This window comes from Streptomyces sp. FH025, from assembly GCF_017427025.1.
Classification (GTDB): Bacteria; Actinomycetota; Actinomycetes; order Streptomycetales; family Streptomycetaceae; genus Kitasatospora.
Genome location: NZ_JAFLNG010000003.1, coordinates 19004 through 39807, shown reverse-complemented (window position 1 = coordinate 39807; position 20804 = coordinate 19004). Strand labels below are relative to the sequence as shown.

The 20804-nt window shown below is 72.1% G+C and carries 20 protein-coding genes and 1 tRNA gene; 16 read left to right on the top strand and 5 right to left on the bottom strand.

Annotation, left to right across the window (positions count from 1 at the left end; genetic code table 11):
- The 5 genes from J0670_RS00480 to J0670_RS00460 all read left to right on the top strand — a co-directional run.
- On the top strand, positions 1-414 hold a 414-nt coding region (locus tag J0670_RS00480; protein ID WP_207808462.1), incomplete at its 5' end, for a hypothetical protein.
- Positions 415-491: 77 nt separating this feature from the next.
- Complete coding sequence (locus tag J0670_RS00475; RefSeq protein WP_207808460.1) at positions 492-1241, top strand: hypothetical protein; 750 nt, start codon at positions 492-494, stop codon at positions 1239-1241.
- A 122-nt stretch (positions 1242-1363) separates the two neighbouring features.
- Positions 1364-1633 carry a hypothetical protein gene (locus J0670_RS00470; protein ID WP_207808459.1) on the top strand — a complete coding sequence of 90 codons (270 nt, stop codon included), beginning with the start codon at positions 1364-1366 and terminating at the stop codon, positions 1631-1633.
- 116 nt (positions 1634-1749) lie between these two features.
- Entirely contained in the window at positions 1750-2406 is a 657-nt protein-coding gene (locus J0670_RS00465) for a hypothetical protein (protein ID WP_207808458.1), read from the top strand.
- 430 nt (positions 2407-2836) lie between these two features.
- Positions 2837-2908: transfer RNA gene (locus J0670_RS00460), tRNA-Lys, on the top strand.
- Between the two features lie 63 nt (positions 2909-2971).
- On the opposite strand, the gene J0670_RS00455 is transcribed toward J0670_RS00460, so the two are convergent.
- Positions 2972-4084, bottom strand: coding sequence for a histidine kinase (locus tag J0670_RS00455; protein WP_307806321.1), 1113 nt, complete (start codon positions 4082-4084; stop codon positions 2972-2974).
- Between the two features lie 381 nt (positions 4085-4465).
- Positions 4466-4615, bottom strand: a complete 150-nt coding sequence (locus J0670_RS00450) for a hypothetical protein (RefSeq protein WP_207808456.1) — start codon at positions 4613-4615, stop codon at positions 4466-4468.
- A gap of 222 nt (positions 4616-4837) precedes the next feature.
- Here J0670_RS00450 and J0670_RS00445 point away from each other — a divergent pair, with 222 nt between their 5' ends.
- The 7 genes from J0670_RS00445 to J0670_RS00415 all read left to right on the top strand — a co-directional run bounded on the left by J0670_RS00445 (position 4838) and on the right by J0670_RS00415 (position 13540).
- The gene (locus tag J0670_RS00445; RefSeq protein WP_207808455.1) at positions 4838-6688 is read left to right on the top strand and encodes an acyl-CoA dehydrogenase family protein; all 1851 of its coding nucleotides are present in this window, start codon (positions 4838-4840) and stop codon (positions 6686-6688) included.
- Positions 6689-6702: 14 nt separating this feature from the next.
- On the top strand, positions 6703-7563 hold the full coding sequence (locus J0670_RS00440; protein WP_207808454.1) for a 4'-phosphopantetheinyl transferase superfamily protein: 861 nt from the start codon (positions 6703-6705) through the stop codon (positions 7561-7563).
- A gap of 85 nt (positions 7564-7648) precedes the next feature.
- Complete coding sequence (locus J0670_RS00435; RefSeq protein WP_307806320.1) at positions 7649-9907, top strand: MMPL family transporter; 2259 nt, start codon at positions 7649-7651, stop codon at positions 9905-9907.
- Positions 9904-10929, top strand: a complete 1026-nt coding sequence (gene sbnA / locus J0670_RS00430) for a 2,3-diaminopropionate biosynthesis protein SbnA (RefSeq protein WP_307806319.1) — start codon at positions 9904-9906, stop codon at positions 10927-10929. The genes J0670_RS00435 and sbnA overlap by 4 nt, the downstream gene beginning before the upstream one ends.
- Complete coding sequence (gene sbnB / locus J0670_RS00425; RefSeq protein ID WP_207808453.1) at positions 10923-11942, top strand: 2,3-diaminopropionate biosynthesis protein SbnB; 1020 nt, start codon at positions 10923-10925, stop codon at positions 11940-11942. Before sbnA ends, sbnB begins: the two co-directional genes overlap by 7 nt.
- A gap of 115 nt (positions 11943-12057) precedes the next feature.
- Positions 12058-13026, top strand: a complete 969-nt coding sequence (locus J0670_RS00420) for a TauD/TfdA family dioxygenase (protein ID WP_207808451.1) — start codon at positions 12058-12060, stop codon at positions 13024-13026.
- Positions 13019-13540 (top strand): GNAT family N-acetyltransferase, encoded by a 522-nt coding sequence (locus J0670_RS00415; RefSeq protein ID WP_207808448.1) that lies wholly within the window; start codon positions 13019-13021, stop codon positions 13538-13540. The genes J0670_RS00420 and J0670_RS00415 overlap by 8 nt, the downstream gene beginning before the upstream one ends.
- 84 nt (positions 13541-13624) lie before the next feature.
- Here J0670_RS00415 and J0670_RS00410 read toward each other — a convergent pair whose 3' ends face one another.
- Positions 13625-14290, bottom strand: a complete 666-nt coding sequence (locus J0670_RS00410) for a hypothetical protein (protein WP_207808446.1) — start codon at positions 14288-14290, stop codon at positions 13625-13627.
- Between the two features lie 214 nt (positions 14291-14504).
- Between J0670_RS00410 and J0670_RS00405 the strand changes: the two genes are divergently transcribed.
- Positions 14505-15323 (top strand): AfsR/SARP family transcriptional regulator, encoded by an 819-nt coding sequence (locus J0670_RS00405; protein ID WP_207808444.1) that lies wholly within the window; start codon positions 14505-14507, stop codon positions 15321-15323.
- Positions 15324-15361: 38 nt separating this feature from the next.
- On the opposite strand, the gene J0670_RS00400 is transcribed toward J0670_RS00405, so the two are convergent.
- On the bottom strand, positions 15362-15721 hold the full coding sequence (locus J0670_RS00400; RefSeq protein WP_207808443.1) for a hypothetical protein: 360 nt from the start codon (positions 15719-15721) through the stop codon (positions 15362-15364).
- A gap of 181 nt (positions 15722-15902) precedes the next feature.
- Between J0670_RS00400 and J0670_RS00395 the strand changes: the two genes are divergently transcribed.
- Complete coding sequence (locus J0670_RS00395) at positions 15903-16508, top strand: DNA-binding response regulator (RefSeq protein ID WP_207808441.1); 606 nt, start codon at positions 15903-15905, stop codon at positions 16506-16508.
- 53 nt (positions 16509-16561) lie between these two features.
- Here the strand turns inward: J0670_RS00395 and J0670_RS00390 are convergent, their stop codons facing one another.
- Entirely contained in the window at positions 16562-16837 is a 276-nt protein-coding gene (locus J0670_RS00390) for a DUF6059 family protein (RefSeq protein ID WP_207808439.1), read from the bottom strand.
- Between the two features lie 202 nt (positions 16838-17039).
- Between J0670_RS00390 and J0670_RS00385 the strand changes: the two genes are divergently transcribed.
- Positions 17040-19355, top strand: a complete 2316-nt coding sequence (locus J0670_RS00385; protein ID WP_207808437.1) for a TOMM precursor leader peptide-binding protein — start codon at positions 17040-17042, stop codon at positions 19353-19355.
- 128 nt (positions 19356-19483) lie between these two features.
- Positions 19484-20728, top strand: a complete 1245-nt coding sequence (locus J0670_RS00380; RefSeq protein WP_207808434.1) for an FAD-dependent monooxygenase — start codon at positions 19484-19486, stop codon at positions 20726-20728.
- Positions 20729-20804 lie beyond the last annotated feature (76 nt).

Below are 20804 nucleotides of genomic sequence, written 5' to 3'. Positions count from 1 at the left end.
GGCACCCCGACGGCCGACCGCCACCTCGGCTACGCCCACGCCTACGCCGAGCAGGCCGCCAACCACGCCCCCGCCACCACCCGGAAGACGCTCACCCTGCCGGGCCCGTTCTGCGACTGGCTGACCGAGACCAGCCAACTGCCGACCGACTTCACCGGCCACGAACGCGATGACCGCCTACTGCTCGCTTACCGCGCCGGCACCGCGCACCGGATCGGCCCCTCCAGCTGGAGCCTGACGATCCCGGCCTACGACCCGATGGCGATGTACCAACTCACTCAAATCGCCAGCCAGTTCGCGGAGCACTGCTCGCCGGACAACGAGACCCACACGCCCGCCCAGGTCCGAGCCGCGGTGGCCCTCAGCACGCGACTGAAAGACCTCGCCGACGACATGCTTCACGCGGCCAACTGACACCCCGCCGGGCCACACCCCGGCCCGGCCTCAACCCCTCCAGGACCACAACCATGTCGCCCTCCAGGCCGCTTCTCGTGCCGATCAGCCCTACGCCCCGCCGACGCACCGATCCAGCCCACGCCTTCCAAGGCGCGCTCCTTCGTGAGGCCGAAGCCCAGCAGGCCCTCGCCGTCACCGCCTACGAACTCCTCGCCACCGAAGTCCGGACCCGAGCCCCCGAGACCGCCGCCATCGAGTTCGAGGCCACCCTCACCTCCGGCCGCATCCACGCCCTGTGGGCGAACCCCCGCGATCACTGGTACCCGACCCCGCCGCTGCTGTGGCGGCGCGCCCCCGCGCTGTCCTCCGAGCCGTCCTGGCTGAAGAAGGCGGACCGACTGCTGCCCGCCGTACTGCTCGGAGCGCACCTGTCGGTCATCGAGCTGGCCGGCCACCGACGCCTCCTCAGCCTTCCGGCCTCGGACGTGGCCGCCGCCCTCGCCTCCCGCATCCGCCGAGCCTTCCCGCAGGCGACCGCGCTCCTGCTCAGCCTCGACGCACGACCCCCAGCCATCACCGTCCAAGTGGCGAACATCGTCGGACCCGACGGCAACTCCCTGCACGCGATCCCCAACGAACACGACTGGGCGGCGCCACCCGCCCAAGCCTGGTGGCGGTTCAACAAGGGCCACGTCATTCGAGCGATCCGCCACCTGTGGGCGCACCCCGAACACCGGGCCCGCCACTTCCAGGCCCAGGGCCACCCCTCCCTGCTGTGGAACCAGGGCCTTCAGGCGCTCGTTCTACCCTCCATCCCGGCCCTGGCCGGGCCCCACCACTCCTGACACCCTGACGGGCCCGTAGAAGGCTTCTACAGGCCCGTCAGGCCACACGAGAGCCAGTAGCCCGCGAGAGACTTCAGCCCGTCCTTCCGCACCGCACTACCCAGCTCATCGAGGAGACGTCCATGCCCAACGAGCCCGAGGTGGTTCACGTGGCCCGCGCCGCGTGGAGCGCAGCCCAGGTTGCCGACCGCGGCTTGGGCGCTCTGCGCCAGACAGTGCTCGATGACCTGATCCGAGACGCCCATTGCAGCCTCGCCGGAACCGGGGACGTCAGCATCACGATCGAGTCCGACGAATGGGACACCGCAGGACGGGCACGCGCAAGGTGCAGCGACCCTCTGTGCGTCGACCTGGCTACCGCGCACCGCGCGGGGCCCTCCGGTCAGCCGTAACGTCCCCAGCGGTGACTGCCCCTCGGCCGCCGCTCCGAAGACCTCAGCCCGCCGGGTAGAAAGGGCGCCGTCTGAGACGGGCCCGCACACCCACGACCACCGCAAGGGGAAGACGCATGCTCAAACCCGCCATCCTGACCAACTACGAGGCCACAGCCGTCCTGTCCACCGCACACACCCTCGGACCCGCCGACGAGGTCCTGGCCCAGCTCGCCATCACCGCCGGCCTGCGGCTGCACGAGATCGCCGACCTCGACGCCAACGACATCACGCTGGAGCACGAAACCGACCACCTCGACAACGACGGCACCGAGCCGGACAGCGACACCGCCGACCTGCACGACGAGAACAACCCGCCGTACCTTCTTCGAATCGGCTTCGGCAAGACCCCGCGGACCATCCCCGTCGCCCAGCCCGCCAACCGTGCCCTCCACACCTGGATGGCCGATCGTCCCGATGCCGCCCCGCTGCTCCCCGGCGCATCGACCCCGGAACAGATCGCCAGCCGCTGGAAGCACGTGCTTCTGAAGGCTGGCGTTCACCGCGCCGAGGGGGAAGGGAGCGTCCTCGAAGCGGGCCGCAACCGGCTCCTCAAGTACCTGCTCGGCCTGGAGGAACGGGGTGCACTGCCCTACGGCTACGCGGCGGCGTACCTCGGCCTGCCCGGCACCGGTCTCCGCGAGCTGCCCTCGCGGTGGTACCACGACGTGATCCGGGCCATCGCGGATCAGCCCCTCGGACAGAACGCCGGAGCACCGGCCGAGGAGGAGTAGGCGAGGGCTGGGGCGAGATCTGCGCCAGCCGAACCAGGGGGCTACCGGGATGAGGCGACGACGGCATCCCGCAGTACCTCGGCAGCGGGCGTCCAGGTGCCCGTACCGTCCAAAGCGCCAGGCCAGTGGGATCAGGTAGCTTGGTTCCTGGTTCGCTCAGGGGGGGTGAAATCCTCGCCCCTCGTGTTGGAAGATCCGAAGCCGTCGAGTTTCTGGCCCAGCATCGGCCCTGGTCACCGTCAGTGGTAGCGGTTCATCCGCCCACCGGGTGGCCAACGCGGGGATGGTGCGGGGATAGAGCGGGGATGAAGCGGGGACGGAACCGCCTGATCCGAGGGCGGACCGAGGTGGACTGGTGTAGACGACAGGCAAGCCGCAACACTGTGTGACCTGCGAAAACGTGGACTGACGTGGACGCAGATGTAACTCGGGGCACTAGCTCAATTGGCAGAGCTGCGGACTTTTAATCCGTAGGTTCAGGGTTCGAGCCCCTGGCGGCCCACCGCCGAGGCCCGGGTCGGACTGGTTCCGACCCGGGCCTCTTCGCGTTCCGCGCGCCGCGGTCTCAGACCGCCTCCTCCGCCGCCCCGGAGTCGACGACGGCGAGGTGGCGGGAGGGGTCGAGCGGGGCGTTCGCCAGCAGTTGGAAGCGGCCGTCCGGGCCGCAGCCGGCGGAGAGGGTGCCGCCGATCGCGGCCAGCCGCTGTTCCATGTTGCGCAGACCGCTGCCGCTGTTCGGGCAGGTGTCCCGGTAGCGGGCGTCCACCCCGTCGTTGATCACGCACAGCCGTGCCCAGCCGTGCTGGGCCACCGCCTCGATCCGGCAGGTGGTGGCCTTGGAGTGCCGGAGCACGTTGGTGACGGCCTCCCGGAGGATGGTCGCGAGCACACCGTCGACCTGAGGGTTCAGCTCGCCGAGGGAGGCCTCGATCTCCAGCTTCAGCTCGGCCGAGCCGAGCACCGAGCTGACCGAGGAGATCTCCTGCTCCAGCGACATGTCGCGGACGCCGCGCGCGACCATCCGGACGTCGGACAGCGACTGCCGGGAGAGCGTCAGCACCTCGGCGGTCTCCTCCATCGCCCGGCGCGGGTTGTTCGGGATGAGCCGGTGGATCAGCTCGCTCTTCAGGGTGATGGCGGAAAGGCTGTAGCCGAGGACGTCGTGCAGGTCCCGGGCGAACCGCAGCCGTTCGTTGGCGACGGCCATCCGGGCCAGTTCACCGCGGGCCGCGTGTACTTCGTGCACCATGCAGGCCAGCCGGGTCAGGCCGAAGACGGCGATGCCGCAGAGCATGGTGGATTCGGCCATGTAGACGCATTCCAGCAGTCCCTTCCCGTCCAGGACAGGATTGACCAGCATGCTGAGCACGATCAGGCCGAACAGCGGCCAGGCCTTTCTGGCCGGGACGAGGAGCAGGACCGATGCGCCGAGGAATCCCGCCATCGAACCCCAGTTGGCGTGGAAGAGGACGATCGGCAGATAGGTGAGCACCGCCTGGGCGCCCAGGGTGGCGGCCTTCAGCCGGGTCGGTGCCCGGTCGGCGCCGGTGGCCGAGTGGCGCAGCTGGATGGCGGCGATCAGCAGCATGATGCCGATGCCGAGGGCCTCGACCGGGCCGCTCAGGCCCAGCGCCAGGATGTTCAGGAAGGTGATCAGCAGGAAGCTGGCCAGTGTCACCAGCAGGACGCCCCGGGCCAGTCGCGGTGCCAGGACGTCGACGCCGCCGATCCCGGCCCCGTTTTCGGTGCCGTTCGCCGGCCCGCCCCCCGGTCTTCCACCGGCTTCAGCCCCCCCTGCTTCGGGAGCTTCACCGGGGCCGCGCTCATACAGTTCCGCCAACCGCCGTCTCATGCCGTTCCCCCCACAGGCCGCCCCCGGTCGTGTCGCGCCAGATCATAGGGCACGATCCTGAGCGCGTCCGGTGATGTCCTCGAACATCAACACCATGTGAACACAAGTGGGTTGGCACTGGGGGAAGATCGTCCACGAACGCCTTCGGGGGTCGGCCGGAAATCGGCCGACCCCTCGTCGGTGCGATGCGGGTGCGATGCGGTGCGGTCAGGAGTCGGCGCGGAAGCAGATGAAGACGGGTTCGGCGTCGAGGCCGTCATACAGGTGCTCGATCAGCAGCGTCGGCTGGGCACCGGCCCCCGCCTGCTCGCGGACGTCCTCGGACCAGAAGGAGGGGGTGCGCAGAGCGTCGATCACTGGGGCTTCCTCTCGGATGCGGCGGTTCAGCCGGTTCGGGGCGTCGATCCTGTCGACACCGAGGATTCTTCCGGCGGCCGGTGTTCCCCGGACAGTGCCCTCATCACCCCCCTCCTATGAATCCCTCATGCCGGTGTTCGAAACCCGCCCTCCAGATCAGCTCAAGCACGCCGGTGCACCGTGGGGCCTCCGAAGAACCGGAAGCGCGAGGGGGTGACCGGCATGCCGACCGCGATCGAGAACGCGGGGGCGGAGCCGAGCAGGGACCGACGGGCCGAGACCCGGTCCCGGATCTCGGCCGTCGACCGGGCGTTCGGCGTCCCATGGGACGCCGACAATCCGGTGGGCCTGGCGGCGGTGCTGGCGGCCGACGAGGCGGGAGCCACGGTGCCGGAGGCGTTGAAGCGGTACGACGGGCTCGGGCTCAACGCCGACTTCGTGCCCCGCGAACTGGGCGGCACGCTGGACGGGTTCGACGCCACGGGGGCGGTCTTCCGGCCGGTGTTCCGCCGGGACGCCCGGCTGGCCACGATCGGCGGGCTCTCCTCGCTGATCGTCGCCACCGTCGCCTGGACGGCCGGCACCCCGGCGCAGCGGCGGCGGGTCGCCCGGGCGCTGCTCGCGGGCGACCGGCTGGCCATCGCCTGCCACCACCTGGAGCACGCCAACATCTTCTTCGAGGAGGAGTTCCGGGCCACCCGGGACGGCAGCGGCTTCCGGCTGTCCGGCCGCAAGCCGGCGATCAGCAACCTGGACCGCGCCGCGCTCGTCCTCGCGTACGCCTCGGTCGACGACGACGGAAGCGACGGAAGCGACGGTGGCGACGGAAGCGGCGGTGGCGACGGAAGCGGCCCCGCCGCCCGCCCCGACGACCCGCACGGGCAGGGCAGCCACTCGCTCTTCCTGATCGACCGCACCGAGTTGGACGACGACTGGCACCGCCGGCTCAGCGGCGGCTTCGCCGTCTCCATCCGCCAGCACCTGGTCGGAATGGAACTCGACGACTGCCCCGTCCCGGCGGAGGCCCTGGTCGGCCGCTGGGGCGAGGGCATGACCGTCGGCGCCGCCGCGTACCCGCTGATCAACGCGACCATCGCGTCGATGCTGGTCGGCCTGGGCGACACCGCGCTGCGCTGCACCATGCGGTTCTTCCTCGACCTCGGCCCCGGCGGCCCCAAGCGGCTGAAGGGCCGGCAGATCCGCTCCTCGCTGGCCGGCTCCTTCGTGGACCTGCTGGTCTCGGACTGCCTGGCGCTGGCCGGCACCCGCTCGCCGCACCTGCTGCCGGACGAGTGCGACGTGCTGACCGCCGCCGCCAAGTACCTGGTGCCGAAGCTGCTCAGCGAGAGCATGCACCACCAGTCGGCGATCCTCGGCGGCGCCTTCCACACCGGCGACCCGCACTACGCGGTGCTGCGCAAGCACCTGCGCGACCTGGAGTCGACCAGCTTCGGCCACGTCGGCAGCGCCGTGTGCCAGACCGCGATGGTGCCCTACCTGCCGCTGCTGGCCGCCGACCCGCTGGCCAGGACGGCGCAGCCGCTGCCCGAACTGTTCCGGCCCGACCTGCCCGTCCCGGACATCGACCCGGAGCGGCTGGCCCGCTTCGGCGGCGCCGACCGGCTCTGGGGGCTGCTCGACCGGGCGGTGGCCGGCGGGGAGTTCGCCGCCTCGAACGTCCACGGCGCCCCGGCCGACGGCGCGCTCCGGGAGACCCTCGACCAGCAGGCGCGCCGGTTCGCCGCCGAGGCGGAGGAACTGCTGGCCAGGGCCGCCACCCTCGGCGACCTGCCGGAGGGCCCGGCCGGCGACGCCCGGGCGTTCCCGCTCACCGAGCGCTACGCGCTGATGCTGGCCGCGGCCTGCTGCCTCGGCGTCTGGCAGGAGGCTGACGGCGGCTTCCTGGCCGAGCCGGACTGGCTGGTGCTGGCCTTCGACCGGATCCTGCGCCGGATCGGCCGCCCCGGCCCGGCCGTCCCGGCCGAGGCCCAGGACCGGGTGCTGGCGGAGCTCGAACGCCGCTACGCCGAGCGGGCCGGATTCGACCTTTACGAAGCCGAGTTGGCCGGGTGAGCGGAGGCAGTGCGATGAGACCCGCCGATCCCGGCGCCGCCGTCCGGCCGCTGCCGCCCGTCCACCTGGTGGCCGGGCCGGAAGGGCCGTGGGAGGCGCTCGCGGAGGACCTGCGGACCGGGGGCGTCGGCCTGCTCCAGGCCTCGCTCAGCCGCTGGGAGCGCGAGCAGCCGGCCGGACCGCGGCTGCGCGAACTCCTCGGCCCGGACTGGGACCAGTACCAGGAGTCCAGGAGCCCGGCCGTCCGCAACCGCTTCGCGGCCTCCCGGGTGCTGCTGCGCTGCGCCGTCGCGACCGCCCTCAAGGTCAGCCCCGGGCACGTGGAGTTCGGCTACCACATCAGCGGACGCCCGTACGTGCGCGGCTTCGACCAGGTGGACATCAGCATGAGCCACTCGGCCGACCTCCTGCTGATCGGGCTGACCTCGCTCGGCCGGATCGGCGTGGACGTGGAACCGGCCGAACGGGCGCCCTCCATCGCCGAGTTGGACCGACACATCTGCACCCGGGCCGAGCTCGCCGCACTCGTCGGGCGGCCCGAGGAGGAGTACCAGCGGGCGCTGCTGCGCACCTGGGTGCTCAAGGAGGCGTACACCAAGGCGCTCGGCCAGGGGATGTACTTCCCCTTCACCGAGTTTGGCTTCCAACTGACGGAGGGCGGTGCCGAGTTGCGCACCGTCGAGGGCCGGCCGGTGAACGAGCCGTCCTGGAGCTTCCACTGCCTGCCGCTGGCGGACGGCTGCCAGGGGGCGGTCGCGCTCCAGGAGCAGCACGTCGGCTCGGTGCGCGACACCCGGGCGGCGACGGCGGTGGACCGCCGGACCGCACTGGCGATCTGGGGCCGTCGAACTCCCGTGCCGGGCCTGGACGGTTGACCCGTCTGGCTCAAGTCCCGCCCGAGCGGCCGACGTCAGGCTTGCTGGGGTCGGATGACCTGTATTCCCCCAGGAGGAGATCCCCGTGGCACAGAGGAAAGGCATCGCCGCCGCGATCGGCGGCTGGAGCGTACGACACCGATGGGCGGCCGTCATCGCGTGGTTGGCCTTCGTCGTCCTGGCCTCGATGGGCGGTGCGACCGGCTCCGTCCAGAGCAACGACGTCGACAACGGGGTGGGTGAGTCCGGCCGGGCCGCGCAGATCCTGGCCGACGCCGGCATCCCGTCGCCCGCGCAGGAGCTGGTCCTGCTGACCAGCGACTCCAGCACGGCGGACAGCCCGGAGTTCAAGAGCGCCGTCTCGGACGTGATCACGGCGATCCAGGGCACCGGCAAGACCATCGAGGTCAAGTCCCCATACGACAGCGGCGCCGTGGCCAAGGACAACCACGCCGCGCTGGTCAACTACACCATGTCCGGCGAGCGGCTGGACGCGGCCAAGGAGATCCCGGCCGTCCTGGACGCGGTCAAGGCCGTGGGCGCCAAGCACCAGGGCGTCAGCTTCGAGACGTACGGCCAGGCCACCGCGCAGGACGCGATGACCGGCATCTTCAACACCGACCTGGCGAAGGCCGAGTGGGCGGCCGTCCCGCTGGCGCTCGGCATCCTGCTGGTCGCCTTCGGCGCGCTGCTGGCCAGCGTCATCCCGGTGGTCCTGGCGCTCACCGCGACCGCCGCGGCGTACGGCCTGCTCGCGCTCACCACCCACGCGGTGCCGACCGACCTCAACGCCAACGTCGTGCTGATGCTGGTCGGCCTGGCCGTCGGCGTCGACTACAGCCTCTTCTACCTGCGCCGCGCGCGTGAGGAGCGGGCCGCCGGGCGGGACAACATCACCGCGCTGTCCATCGCCGCCGCCACCTCGGGCCGCGCCGTCGTGGTCTCCGGCCTGACCGTGGTGGCCGCCATGGCGGGCATGTTCCTCACCGGCATCGCCACCTTCAAGGCGATGGGCGTCGCGTCGATCGCCGCCGTCGTGGTCGCCGTGGCCGGCTCGGTCACCGTGCTCCCGGCGCTGCTGTCGCTGCTCGGCGACCGGGTCGAGAAGGGCCGGATCCCGTTCATCGCCAAGCGCCGCGCCGCCGCCAACGGCGAGAACCGCTTCTGGGGCGCGCTGACCGCCCGGGTGCTGCGCTTCCCGCTGGCCTCCGCGCTGGTCGCGGTGCTGGCCCTGGCGCTGCTCGCGATCCCGGTCACCCACATCAAGACCGCGATGCCGGGCGTCGCCCAGGACCTCGACCCGAAGGCCCCGCTGGCGCAGGCCGCGATCCACCTGGACGAGCGCTTCCCGGGCAACTCCGCGATGGCCAGGGTCGTCGTCGACACCAAGGGCGCGGACCAGGGGGCCGTCACCGCGGCGGTCGCCGACTTCAAGACCCAGGCCGTGGCCAGCGGCAAGCTGTTCGACCCGATCACCGTCACCGACCACCAGGGCACCGGCGTCCTCGTCCTGGACGTCCCGATCGCCGGAACCGGCACCGACAAGGCCAGCCTGGAGGCGCTGGACAGCCTGCGCGGCTCGGTCCTGCCGCACACCCTCCGCTCGGTCTCCGGCGTGGAGGCCGCGGTCACCGGTCCGACCGCCCAGTCGGTGGACTTCAACGCCCAGCTCTCCAAGTCCGTCTTCCCGGTGCTGGCGTTCGTCCTGGTCCTCGCCTTCCTGCTGATGATCGCCATGTTCCGCTCGCTGACCATCGCCATCACGGCGATGGTGCTCAACCTGCTCTCGGTGGGCGCCGCCTACGGCGTGCTGGTGCTGGTCTTCCAGGACGGCTTCGCGCTGAAGGCGATCGGCGGTCACAGCGAGGGCCCGATCGCCTCCTGGCTGCCGCTGTTCCTCTTCGTGATCCTCTTCGGCCTCTCGATGGACTACCACGTCTTCGTGGTCTCCCGGATCCGCGAGATCCACGACCGGGGCGCCGACACCAGGACCGCGATCGCCGAGGGCCTGAAGTCCACCGCGGGCGTCATCTCGGCCGCGGCGCTGATCATGGTCGGGGTGTTCGCGATCTTCGGCACCCTCTCGGTGCAGTCGATCAAGGAGATGGGCTTCGGCCTCGCCGTCGCCGTCCTGCTGGACGCCACCGTCATCCGCGGCCTGCTGCTGCCGGCCGTGATGGCCCTGCTCGGCGAGTCCAACTGGTACCTGCCGCGCTGGCTGGCCTGGCTGCCGGACCTCTCGGAGTCGACGCCGGCCGACGAGGACGGGGCCCCGAGCCGCCCGACCGCCGTCACCCCGGTGCCGGCCCACGCGGTGGCCGGCCTCTCCCGGGAGACGGTGTGAGCACCGGACCGGCGAAGGGGATCCTCGACACCATCGGCCGCACACCGCTGGTCGAACTGGACGGACTGATGCGCGGCTCCGGCTTCCGGGTCTTCGCCAAGGTCGAACGGTTCAACCCGGGCGGCAGCATCAAGGACCGCTCCGGACTCAACATGCTGCTCGGCAAGATCCGCTCCGGCGAGCTGATCCCCGGCCTGTCCGTCGTGGTGGAGTCCAGCTCCGGCAACCTCGCCATCGGCATGGCCCAGATCTGCCGCTACTTCGGCCTCCAGTTCATCTGCGTGGTGGACGCCAAGACCACCACGCAGAACCTGGCCATCCTGCGGGCGTACGGCGCGACCATCGAGATGGTCTCCGTCCCCGAGCCGGACGGCGAGTACCTGCCGGCCCGGATCCGCCGGGTCAAGGAGCTGCTCGCCGCCAACCCGTACGCCTACAGCCCCAACCAGTACGCCAACCCGCTGAACCCGGCCGCCCACGAGGAGACCATGCGGGAGGTGGTCGACGCGCTGGACGGCGAGGTCGACTACCTCTTCAGCCCCGCCTCCACCTGCGGCACCATGACCGGCGCCGGCGCCTACATCCGCAAGCACGGCCTGTCCACCAAGCTGGTCGCGGTTGACGCCGTCGGCAGCGTGCTCTTCGGGGACGCCTCGGCGAAGCGGCTGATCCCCGGCCATGGCGCCTCCATCGTGCCCCCGCTGCTCGACCGGAGCCTGCCGGACGAGGTGGTCCACGTCTCCGACCTGGAGTGCGTGGTCGGCTGCCGCCGGCTGGTCGCCACCGAGGCGATCCTGGCCGGCGGCTCCTCGGGGGCGGCGGTCTCCGCGCTCGCCAGGATCAAGGACCGGATCGAGCCCGGCGCCAACTGCGTGCTGGTCTTCCCGGACGGCGGCGACCGCTACCTCGACACCATCTACTCGGACGAATGGGTGCACCGGAACTTCGGAGAGGTCTCCCACCTGTGGGAGGCCCCGGACACCACGGGCACCACGGACACGGCAGGAGCTGTACGTTGCTGATCATCGGGCACGACGAGGTCCGTGACATCCTCGCCCACCGCGAGAAGGAGGTCCTGGAGGCGGTCCGCGCCGCCTACGCGCTGCACGACGAGGGCCGCACCGCCCTTCCCCACTCGGTGTTCCTGCGCTTCCCCGAGCAGCCGAGCGACCGGATCATCGGCCTGCCGGCCTTCCTGGACGGCGACGGTGAAGGCGACGGCGAGGACGCCGCCGTGGCCGGCTTCAAGTGGGTCTCCTCCTTCCCGGGCAACCTCGCCGCCGGGCTGCCCCGCGCCAGCGCGGCGATCGTGCTCAACTCGCTGGCCACCGGCCGTCCGGAGGCCCTGATCGAGGGCTCGCTGATCTCGGCGACCCGCACCGGCGCGAGCGCCGCGCTCGCCGCGAGCGTGCTGCTGGAGAACGGAGAGGCGGAGAGCGTCGGCCTGATCGGGCTCGGCCCGATCAACCTCCAGGTGCTGAAGTACCTGTCGGTGGCCGTCCCCTCGCTGCGCTCCGCGGTGCTGTACGACCTGAGCCCGGAGCGGGCCGCCGCCTTCGCCGAGCGCGCCGCCGAGGTCGCGCCCGGCCTGAGCGTCACCGTCGCCGACTCGGCGGCCGAGGCGCTCGCCGGCCGGCCGCTGGTGTCGATCGCCACCACCGCCGCCAAGCCGCACATGGACCTGCGGCTCTGCGACCCCGGCACGGTGGTGCTGCACGTGTCGCTGCGGGACATCGTCCCCGAGGCGATCGTGGCGCACCACAACGTCGTCGACGACACCGACCACGTCTGCCGCGAGCAGACCTCGCTGCACCTGACCGAACAGCTCGTCGGCGACCGCGCGTTCGTCGACGCCGAGATCGGCGCCCTGGTCCGCGGCGCCGCCGAGTTCCGCCGGGACCCGGAGAAGGTCATCGTCTTCTCCCCGTTCGGGCTCGGTGTGCTCGACCTGGCGCTGGCCCGGCTGGTCCGGTCCACCGCCGTCCGCGAGCGGCGCGGACTGACCGCGGAAGGCTTCCTGCCGACCGCGGAGTGAACTCCCGAGCCCCGCCTCGGACCGGCCCGCGGGCCCCACACCGCCGGGCCGCCACCACCCGCCCCGTTCCACGAATCCGTTCCACGCATCCGTTCCACGAAATGGCTGGAGAACCATGCTTGTCACCGAGATACCGGGCGCCCTCCCGGCCGTCATCGAGGCCGACGGGGGCACCACCGTCCCCGAGCTGATCGCCGCCGAGCGGGACAGGATCCGCGAACTGATCACCGAGTCGGGCGCGGTGCTGTTCCGCGGCTTCAAGGAGGGCGGCGTGGACAACCTCGACGCCTCCGTGCGCGCGCTGTCCGGCGCCCCGCTGCACTACAGCGAGCGCTCCTCGCCGCGCACGAACATCAAGGGCCAGGTGTACACCTCCACCGAGTACCCCAACACCGAGGAGATCTTCCTGCACAACGAGTGCTCGTACCAGCTCAGTTGGCCCGGCCTGGTGTACTTCACCTGCCTCGCCGAGGCCACCGAGCAGGGTGCCACCCCGCTGGCCGACGTCCGCAAGGTCTACCAGGCGATCGACCCGTCGGTGCGCGAGGAGTTCGAGCGCCGCGGCTGGATGTACGTGCGCAACTTCCTCGGCCAGGACATGGGCGGCACGTGGCAGTACTACTACGACACCAAGGACCGCGCCGAGGTCGAGCGCTACTGCGCGGGCCAGGACATCGGGGTGGAGTGGCTCGGCGAGGACGGGCTGCACACCCGGGCGGTCCGCCAGGCCGTCCACCGCCACCCCGTCACCGGGGAGAAGGTCTGGTTCAACCACGCCACGTTCTTCCACGTGACCACGCTCCCGGCCGAGTACAGCGCGGGCCTGCGCGAGATGTACGACGAGGACGAGCTGCCCAGCAACACCTACTACGGCGACGGCGGCGTGATCCCGGACGACGTGATCGCCCACCTCCAGCAGGCCTACCGCTCCGCCTGGACCCGCTACGACTGGCGGCAGGGCGACCTGCTGGTCATCGACAACATGCTGACCGCGCACGGCCGCGAGCCGTTCGCCGGCCCCCGGAAGATCGCGATCGCGATGGCCGAGGCGTCGAACGGCGCGGGGAGCATCGCCCGTGACTGACGTCGTCAGCGGGCGGTCGGCCCGCCTCGCCGGACTTCCGGCGCGGGCGGGCCGGCTGAGCGTCCGCCACACCACCGCCGCCGACCTGGCCGCCTGCACCCGCTTCGAGTCCGACCGCACCGCCGCCCACTGGCTCGGCGTCAAGGGCCTCGACTGGCACGAGCGGGCGCTCGCCGACCCGGACCAGGAGCACCTGTACGCCGAGGCGGGCGGCGAGTCGGCCGGCTTCGTGGTGCTCGCCGGGCTCGCGTTCGGCGGCGGCCACGTCGAGCTGCGCCGGATCGTGCTGGCGCCCGGCTTCCAGGGCTTCGGCCTGGGCCGGGAGCTGTTCCGCGCCGCGGTCGACCGGGCCTTCGAGGCGCACGGGGCCGACCGGGTCTGGCTGGACGTACGGCCGCACAACTTCCGCGCCAGGTCCCTCTACCTCTCGGAGGGATTCACCGCCAACGGCATGATCCCGGGCCCGCCGGAGGACCCGGACGAGCTGCTCCTCATGGTGCGCGACCGGGCCTGAGACCGGGCCTGAGACCGGGCCCGGACACACTCCAGGGGCGTGAGCACAGGCTCACGCCCCTGAGGTGTGCCCGGAGCGCCCGGCTCAGCCCGTGGTGTCCTCGGCGAACCCGGCGCCGTCCGGCCCGGCGACCACCAGCATTCCGGCCGCGACCAGGTAGCGCAGCACCCCGAGCACGACCACCGAGGGGATCGACCGCGCGGCCGAGGCGGCCGAGGCCTTCGAGGGCAGCGCCGCCCTGGCCAGCGAGCCGAGCGCGTACAGCGCCTCCGGCCGGTGCAGCTCGACCCGGTACGGGGCCCGCGGGGACTCCAGCAGGAAGTCGGTGCCGTCGGTGCGTAAGACGGCGAACCGGGACAGCCGCAGCGGGGCCTCCGGCAGGATCGGAGACGGCCGGAACGACGAGCCCCGCTCGGTCGGCACCACCGACAGCAGCACCCGGAAGCCGTCCACCGCGAGCGAGTGGATCACCAGGTCGCCCAGCGCGGCCAACACCCGTTCGGCCTCGGCGAGTTCCTCCTCCGGCCAGGGGCCGGCGTCGAGCACGTTCTCCAGCAGGACCGGCCCCAGGCTCATCCGCCAGAGCAGCTCGCGCACGAGTCTGCCCGCACCCCGCACCCGGACCTCGCCGCCGCCGGGCGTGCGGACGCGCAGTCCGTCGGGGCCGGAGTCGAGGACGACGTCCTCGCGGAGGGAGCGGAGGTCCTGAATCACCGTCGCGTGAACGTCCGTCGAGTGCGGAACAGGCATGGTGGGGGGTCCTAGCGTCGAGGGGACGGTCCAGCTTGCCGCGCCGGTACCCACACGCACCAGTGACGGATTCATACCGTCGACCGTGAACCGTTCCTATGCGCAGTCGTGAGCCGCTACCTGGGCCTTCGCACCGCCTTCGACCAGACTCGGGGCCTAGTCGGGCTCCCCTGGAGGGGAGGCCCACGACCGTTTCCCGCAAGGAGACTTCGGCATGGACATCAAACTCCTGGGCCAGCTGTCGGCCCACCTCAACCAGCGCTCGGTGGTGCCGAGCGCGGCGAAGCCCCGCCAGATCCTGGCGCTGCTGGCGCTCAACGCCGGCCGCGTCGTGCCCGTCCGGACGATCTGCGAGGAACTGTGGGGCGACCACGCCCCGCGCAGCGCCTCCACCACGCTCCAGACCTACATCCTCCAGCTGCGCGGCCGGATCACCGCGGCGCTCGGCGCCGACCCCCGGCACGCCAAGAGCATCCTGGTGACCAGGCACGGCGGCTACGCCCTGGAGGTCGCGCCCGACCGCGTCGACGTCCACGAGTTCCGCCAGCTCGCCCGCAGCGCGCGGGGTGCGTACGACGCGGGGGACGTACGCACCGCCGCCGCCCTGTACGACAGCGCGCTGGCGCTGTGGCAGGGATCGGCGCTGATGGACGTCCAGATCGGCCGGGCGCTGGAGCTGGAGGCCTCGGCGCTGGAGCAGGAGCGCGCCGCCGCGCTGGAGCAGCGGATCGGCGCCGACCTCGAACTGGGCCGCCACACCGAGCTGCTGGGCGAGCTGTTCACCCTCGTCGCCCGGCACCCGATGCACGAGAACCTGTGCGCCCAGCTGATGACCGCGCTCTACCGGGCCGGACACACCGGAAGGGCGCTGGAGTCCTTCCAGCGCCTTCGGCACGTGCTCGTGTCGGAGTTGGGGGTCGAGCCCTCGGCCCGGCTGCGGCGGCTCCAGCAGGCGATCCTGGCCGGCGATCCGGCCCTGGACCTGCCCTTCTCGGGCGAGCTGGTCCCGGGCCGGGTGCCGCAGGCGGTCTGAGCTGTCGCAGGCGGTCTGAGCCTCAGGGGCGCTCCCGGTCAGCCCAGGGCCCGGCCGAGCAGCATCAGCAGCGCGGACGCGAAGAACAGGATTCCGGTGTTGAGCAGCATGCCCCGGTTGCCGCGGCGCAGCTGGATCCCCAGCATCACCCCGGTGAAACCGGTCAGGTACGTGCCGGCCGCCACCGCCCAGCCCGGCTCCCAGAACCCGGCGACCGCTCCCGCCACGCTCGCGGCGCTGAGCGATCCGAGGGCCAGGGTCAGCCGACGGCTCGGGCGGTGGCCGGTCACGGCCTGGAACTGGTCGAGCTGGGCCGGCATGTGGGTGAGCATGCCGAGGGCCTGGAGCGAGAATTCGAGGATGACGAGGGACGATGCGACGGTGGCGACGACGTTCACGGGGGAAAACTCCTTCGGGACGGCCGTTCCGGGGCCGGGACAGACTGCGGTGAATCGGGACGGATCGCTACGGCGGACGTGATATTTGGCGTGCCGGTCACCCGACGGCGGCTCCGTCGAGTTACCATCGGCTGCCCTTTGTGAGGGTGTCTCACCAATTCGGGCGCAGGGGGAGCCGCAAGTGATCACTGTTGTGCTGGCCGAGGACATGCACATGATCCGAGGTGCGCTGGTGGCGTTGCTTGGTTTCGAGATGGACATCGACGTGGCCGCCGAGGTCGACCACGGGGACGACATCCTCCCGGCGGTGCTCAAGCACCGTCCGAACGTCGCGGTCCTCGACATCGACATGCCGGGCACCGACGGACTGACCGCGGCGGGCCTGATCCACCAGAAGCTGCCGAGCTGCCGCACGCTGATCCTGACCAGCCTCGGTAGACCGGGCAACCTCCGCCGTGCGCTGGAGGCACACGTCTCGGGCTTCATCCTCAAGGACGCCCCGCCGGCCCGGCTGGCCGACGCGATCCGCCGGGTCTCGCTGGGCGAGCGGGTGATCGACCGCCAGCTGGCCTTCGCCGCCTGGGACACCGCGAGCAACCCGCTGACCGCGCGGGAGACCGAAGTGCTCAAACTGGCCGCCGAAGGCGCCGAGGCCGACGAGATCGCCTCCCGGCTGTTCCTGTCGGTCGGCACGGTGCGCAACTACCTGACGACCATCGTCACCAAGCTCGGCGGCCGCAACCGGGTGGACGCGGTGCGGATCGCCCGCGAGCAGGGCTGGATCTGACACCGCGACGCGGCCCGCCGCGACGTGACACACCGCGACGTTGTCCGCCGCGATCACGCCGTCTCCCACAGGTCCTGCTCCAACGCCCGTTCCAGCGGCGTCAGTTCCTGTTCCGGGCAGAGTCGCTCGGGGTGCCCCGGCGCGACGTCGGCCAGTGGCCAGCGCGGCGGGGGCGGGGGCTCCGGCCTCGGTGGTGGCACCACCGAAACGGCCAGGGCGGCGTCGATGGCCGCCGGGTGGAACACCCACAGGCTCCCGAACAGCGCCAGCACACGATAGCCCGCGCGCAGAGCGATCCGTAAGAACGGGACTCGGGCACGAGAAGACATGCGCGACCTCCTCCAACTAGGTCGGTACTTCCTCCCCCGAATGGTGGGCGCCGGACCTCGTGGACGCCTTGAGTCAAGTGAAGTTCTCACGGTGTGCCAGTGATTGCCGCACTGTCTGCCGCGACCCCGGATCTCAAGAATTCCTCGAGACGGAGTCGGGCACGCGCAGGAGGGGGTCCTGGTGGCCATCGGGGGAGACGCTATGACACAGCTGACGGGGGACGAGCTGACGGGCGACGACGGGTTGCTCATCGGCTTCAAGGCGCACCTGCACACCACCGTGGTGCCGGGGGAGGGCGCCTTCCTGGTGTCCGAGCGCGGGATCACCGCGCTGCGCGGGACGCACGCCGAGGTCCTGGCGCCGCTGCTGGACGGCACCCGGAGCATCCCGGAGGTGCTGCGCGAGGCCGCGCCGCTGCTGAGCGAGGAGCAGGCCGTCGACTCGCTGCGCCGGCTCGCCGCCGCCGGACTGCTGCGGGCCCGCTCCGCCGACGGCCGGTCCGCCGACGGGCCGACGGCCGCGGACCCGGCCTCACGGGCGTACTGGGACCTGTCCGGACTGGACTGCGAGAGCGCCACCGAGCGGCTGACCCGCTCCTCGGTGCGGATCGTCAACCTCTCCGGACAGGACCCGCAGCCGCTCGCGGCGGCCTGCGCGGCCTCCGGCCTGACCGTCGGCACCGGCGAGGCCGACCTGTCCCTGGTGATCTGCGACGACTACCTCTCCCCGCTGCTGCGCGAGGTGGACGCCGCCCACCGCGAGAGCGGGCGCTCCTGGCTGCTGTGCCGGCCGTTCGCCGCCGAGCCGTGGGTCGGCCCGCTGTTCCGGCCCGGGGACGACTCGCCCTGCTGGTCCTGCCTGGCCGTGCGGCTCGGGCAGCACCGGGGCAGCGAGTCCACCGTCCAGGAGCGGCTCGGCCTGGACCGGCCGTTGCGCGGCCCGGAGGCCTCCCTCCCGGCCAGCCGGGCGATGGCCCTCAACACCATGGTGATGGAGGCCGCCAAGTGGCTGGCCGGCATCCGCTACCCGGGGCAGAGCGCGGTGCACACCCTGGACACCGTCACGCTCCGGCTGACCGCGCACCCGGTGCGCCGCCGCCCCCAGTGCGTGGACTGCGGGGACCCGGGCCTGGGTACCGCGATGGCCCGCGCCCCGTTCGTCCCCGCCCAGCGCACCAAGGCCGCCGAACAGGGCACCGGCCACCGGGCGCTGACCCACGACCAGATGCTGGACCGCTACGGGCACCTGATCAGCCCGGTCACCGGCATCGTCAAGGAGGTCCGGCGCGACCCGCGCAGCCCCGGGTTCATCCAGTCCTACGTCTCCGGCAGCAACATCGCGATGGGGGCGCACACCCTCGCCGGGCTGCGCACCGGCCTGCGCACGCTCAGCGGCGGCAAGGGCACCACCGACGCAGAGGCCAAGACCAGCGCGCTCGGCGAGGCGGTGGAGCGCTACTGCGGCACCCGGCAGGGCGACGAGCCGGTGGTCCTCGCCCCGTACAGCTCGCTCGGCCCGGAGGCCGTCCACCCCAACGCCGTCCAGCTGTACGACGAGCGGCAGTTCGCCGAGCGGGAGCGGTGGAACGCCCGCCACTCGGCCTTCCAGTACGTGCCGCCCCGCTTCGACGAGGACCGGCCGGTGGAGTGGAGCCCGGTCTGGTCGCTCACCGAGCAGCGCAGCCGCCTGCTGCCGACCTGCCTCCTCTATTACCCCTCCCACCGCGGCACCGGCCCGGCGGAGGCGCTGCGCGCCGACTCCAACGGCAACGCGGCCGGCGCCAGCGCCGAGGACGCCGTGCTGCAGGGCTTCCTGGAACTCGTCGAGCGGGACGCGGTCGCGCTCTGGTGGTACAACCGCACCCGCCAGCCGCTGGTCGACCTGGACGCCTTCGCGGAGCCGTACCTGGAGCGGCTGACGGACGGCTGCCGACGGCTCGCCCGCGAGGTGTGGGCCCTGGACCTGACCTCCGACCTGGGCATCCCCGTGTTCGCGGTGCTCTCCAGACGGACCGACAAGCCCGCCGAGGACATCGTCTTCGGCTTCGGCGCCCACCACGACCCGCGGGTCGCGCTGCGCCGCGCCGCCACCGAGATGGCCCAACTGCTGCCCGCCGCCTGCGACGCCCGCGCGGACGGCACCGGCTACCGCTCCGACGACCCGGAGGCCCGCGCCTGGTGGCGCTCGGCGACCGTCGCCAACCAGCCCTACCTGACGGGCGATCCGCTGGTCCCGGCCCGCCGCCCCGCCGACTGGAACTACCGGCGCAGCAGCGACCTCGGCCAGGACGTCACCGCCGCCGCCGACCTGCTCCGCGCGCACGGCCTGGACCTGCTGGTGCTCAACCAGAGCCGCCCCGACGTCGGCCTGCCGGTGGTGCGGGTGGTCGTCCCCGGCCTGCGGCACTTCTGGGCGCGCTTCGCCCCGGGGCGGCTGTTCGACGTGCCGGTCGCGCTCGGCCGGCTGGCCCGGGCGACCGCGTACGAGGACCTCAACCCCGTCCCGCTGTTCGTCTGAGAACTCCATGGCGCACGTGAACTCGTCATGGAACGGCGCGAGTTCACTCCGAGGGCGGCTCCGTAGCGTACGGGGACCGGCGCGGGCCGAAACCCGGGCCCCGGCCGCCCCGATCCCAAGGAGAAGCCGTGACCATCCCTGCCGAGACGGACGTCCTGATCGTCGGCGGCGGGCCGGCCGGCGCGCTGCTCGGCGCGCTGCTGGCCCGCCGCGGAATCGACGTCGTGGTGGTGGAGAAGCAGCACCACCTCGACCGCGACTTCCGCGGCGAGACCCTGGCCGCCCCCTCGGTGGTCACCCTCCACAAGCTCGGCTTCGGCCCCGCGCTCGCCGAGCACGGGTACCTGGAGACCACCGCCGTCTCCATGCGGATGGAGGGCCGCGAGGTCCTCACCGTGGACTACGGCCGCTTCGCGGGCCGGACCCTCCCGATCGACATCCCGCAGCCCGCGCTGATCGGGATCTTCAACGAGGCGGCCCGCCGGCCCAACCACCACTACCTCTTCGGCACCGGCTGCACCGGCCTGCTGGAGGAGGACGGGGCGATCAAGGGCGCCGTCTTCAAGCAGCAGGGCGGCGAGCGGTTCACCATCCGGGCCCGCCTGGTGGTCGGCGCCGACGGCCGGTTCTCCAAGGTCCGCAAGGAGGCCGGGCTGTCCGCCCACATCCAGCCGATGGAGCGGGACTTCGTCTCCTTCAAGCTGCCCCGCCCGGCCGGCTGGGGCAACGCCGCCGAGCTGGTGGTCGACCGCGACCGCCACCTGGTCGTCCTGCCGACCTTCCCCGACTTCCTGCGGGTCGGCCACAACCTGCCCAAGCGGGGCTTCGGCGAGCTGCGCAAGCGCGGCATCGAGGCCTTCCGGGACGGCATCGCGGCCATCGACCCGCGGCTGCGCCGGCCGGTGGACGAGCACCTGCTCTCCTGGGACGACACCGGCTTCCTGGAGATCTTCACCGCCGAGGTCGACCAGTGGACCCGCGACGGCCTGGTGCTGATCGGCGACGCCTCGCACACCTGCACCCCGATCCTCGGACAGGGCGTCAACCTGGCCATCCAGGACGTCGTGACGATCACCCCGGTGATCGCCGCGGCCCTCGCCAGGGGCGCCCGCGGCGGCACCGTGCCCGCGCACGTCTTCGACGGCTTCGTCGCCACCCGCAAGGCGCACAAGAGCAAGGTCACCGGGTTCCAGCGGATGCAGGAGGCCGCCCTGGCCCAGCACACCCCGCTCGGGGTCGCGCTGCGCCGGCTGCGGTTCTCCACCCTCAACAAGCTGCCGCTCAAGTACGTGATGTTCGAGAAGGTCATCAGCGTCCCGCACCCGGTCGACCCGGTGGACGAGCAGAACGCGAAGGCGCTCGTCGCCTCCTGACCGCCTCCTGACCGCCTCAAGTCGCCGCCGAGTCCGCCTTCCTACGGTGGCGGCGACCTCAGAGACCGTCGGCACC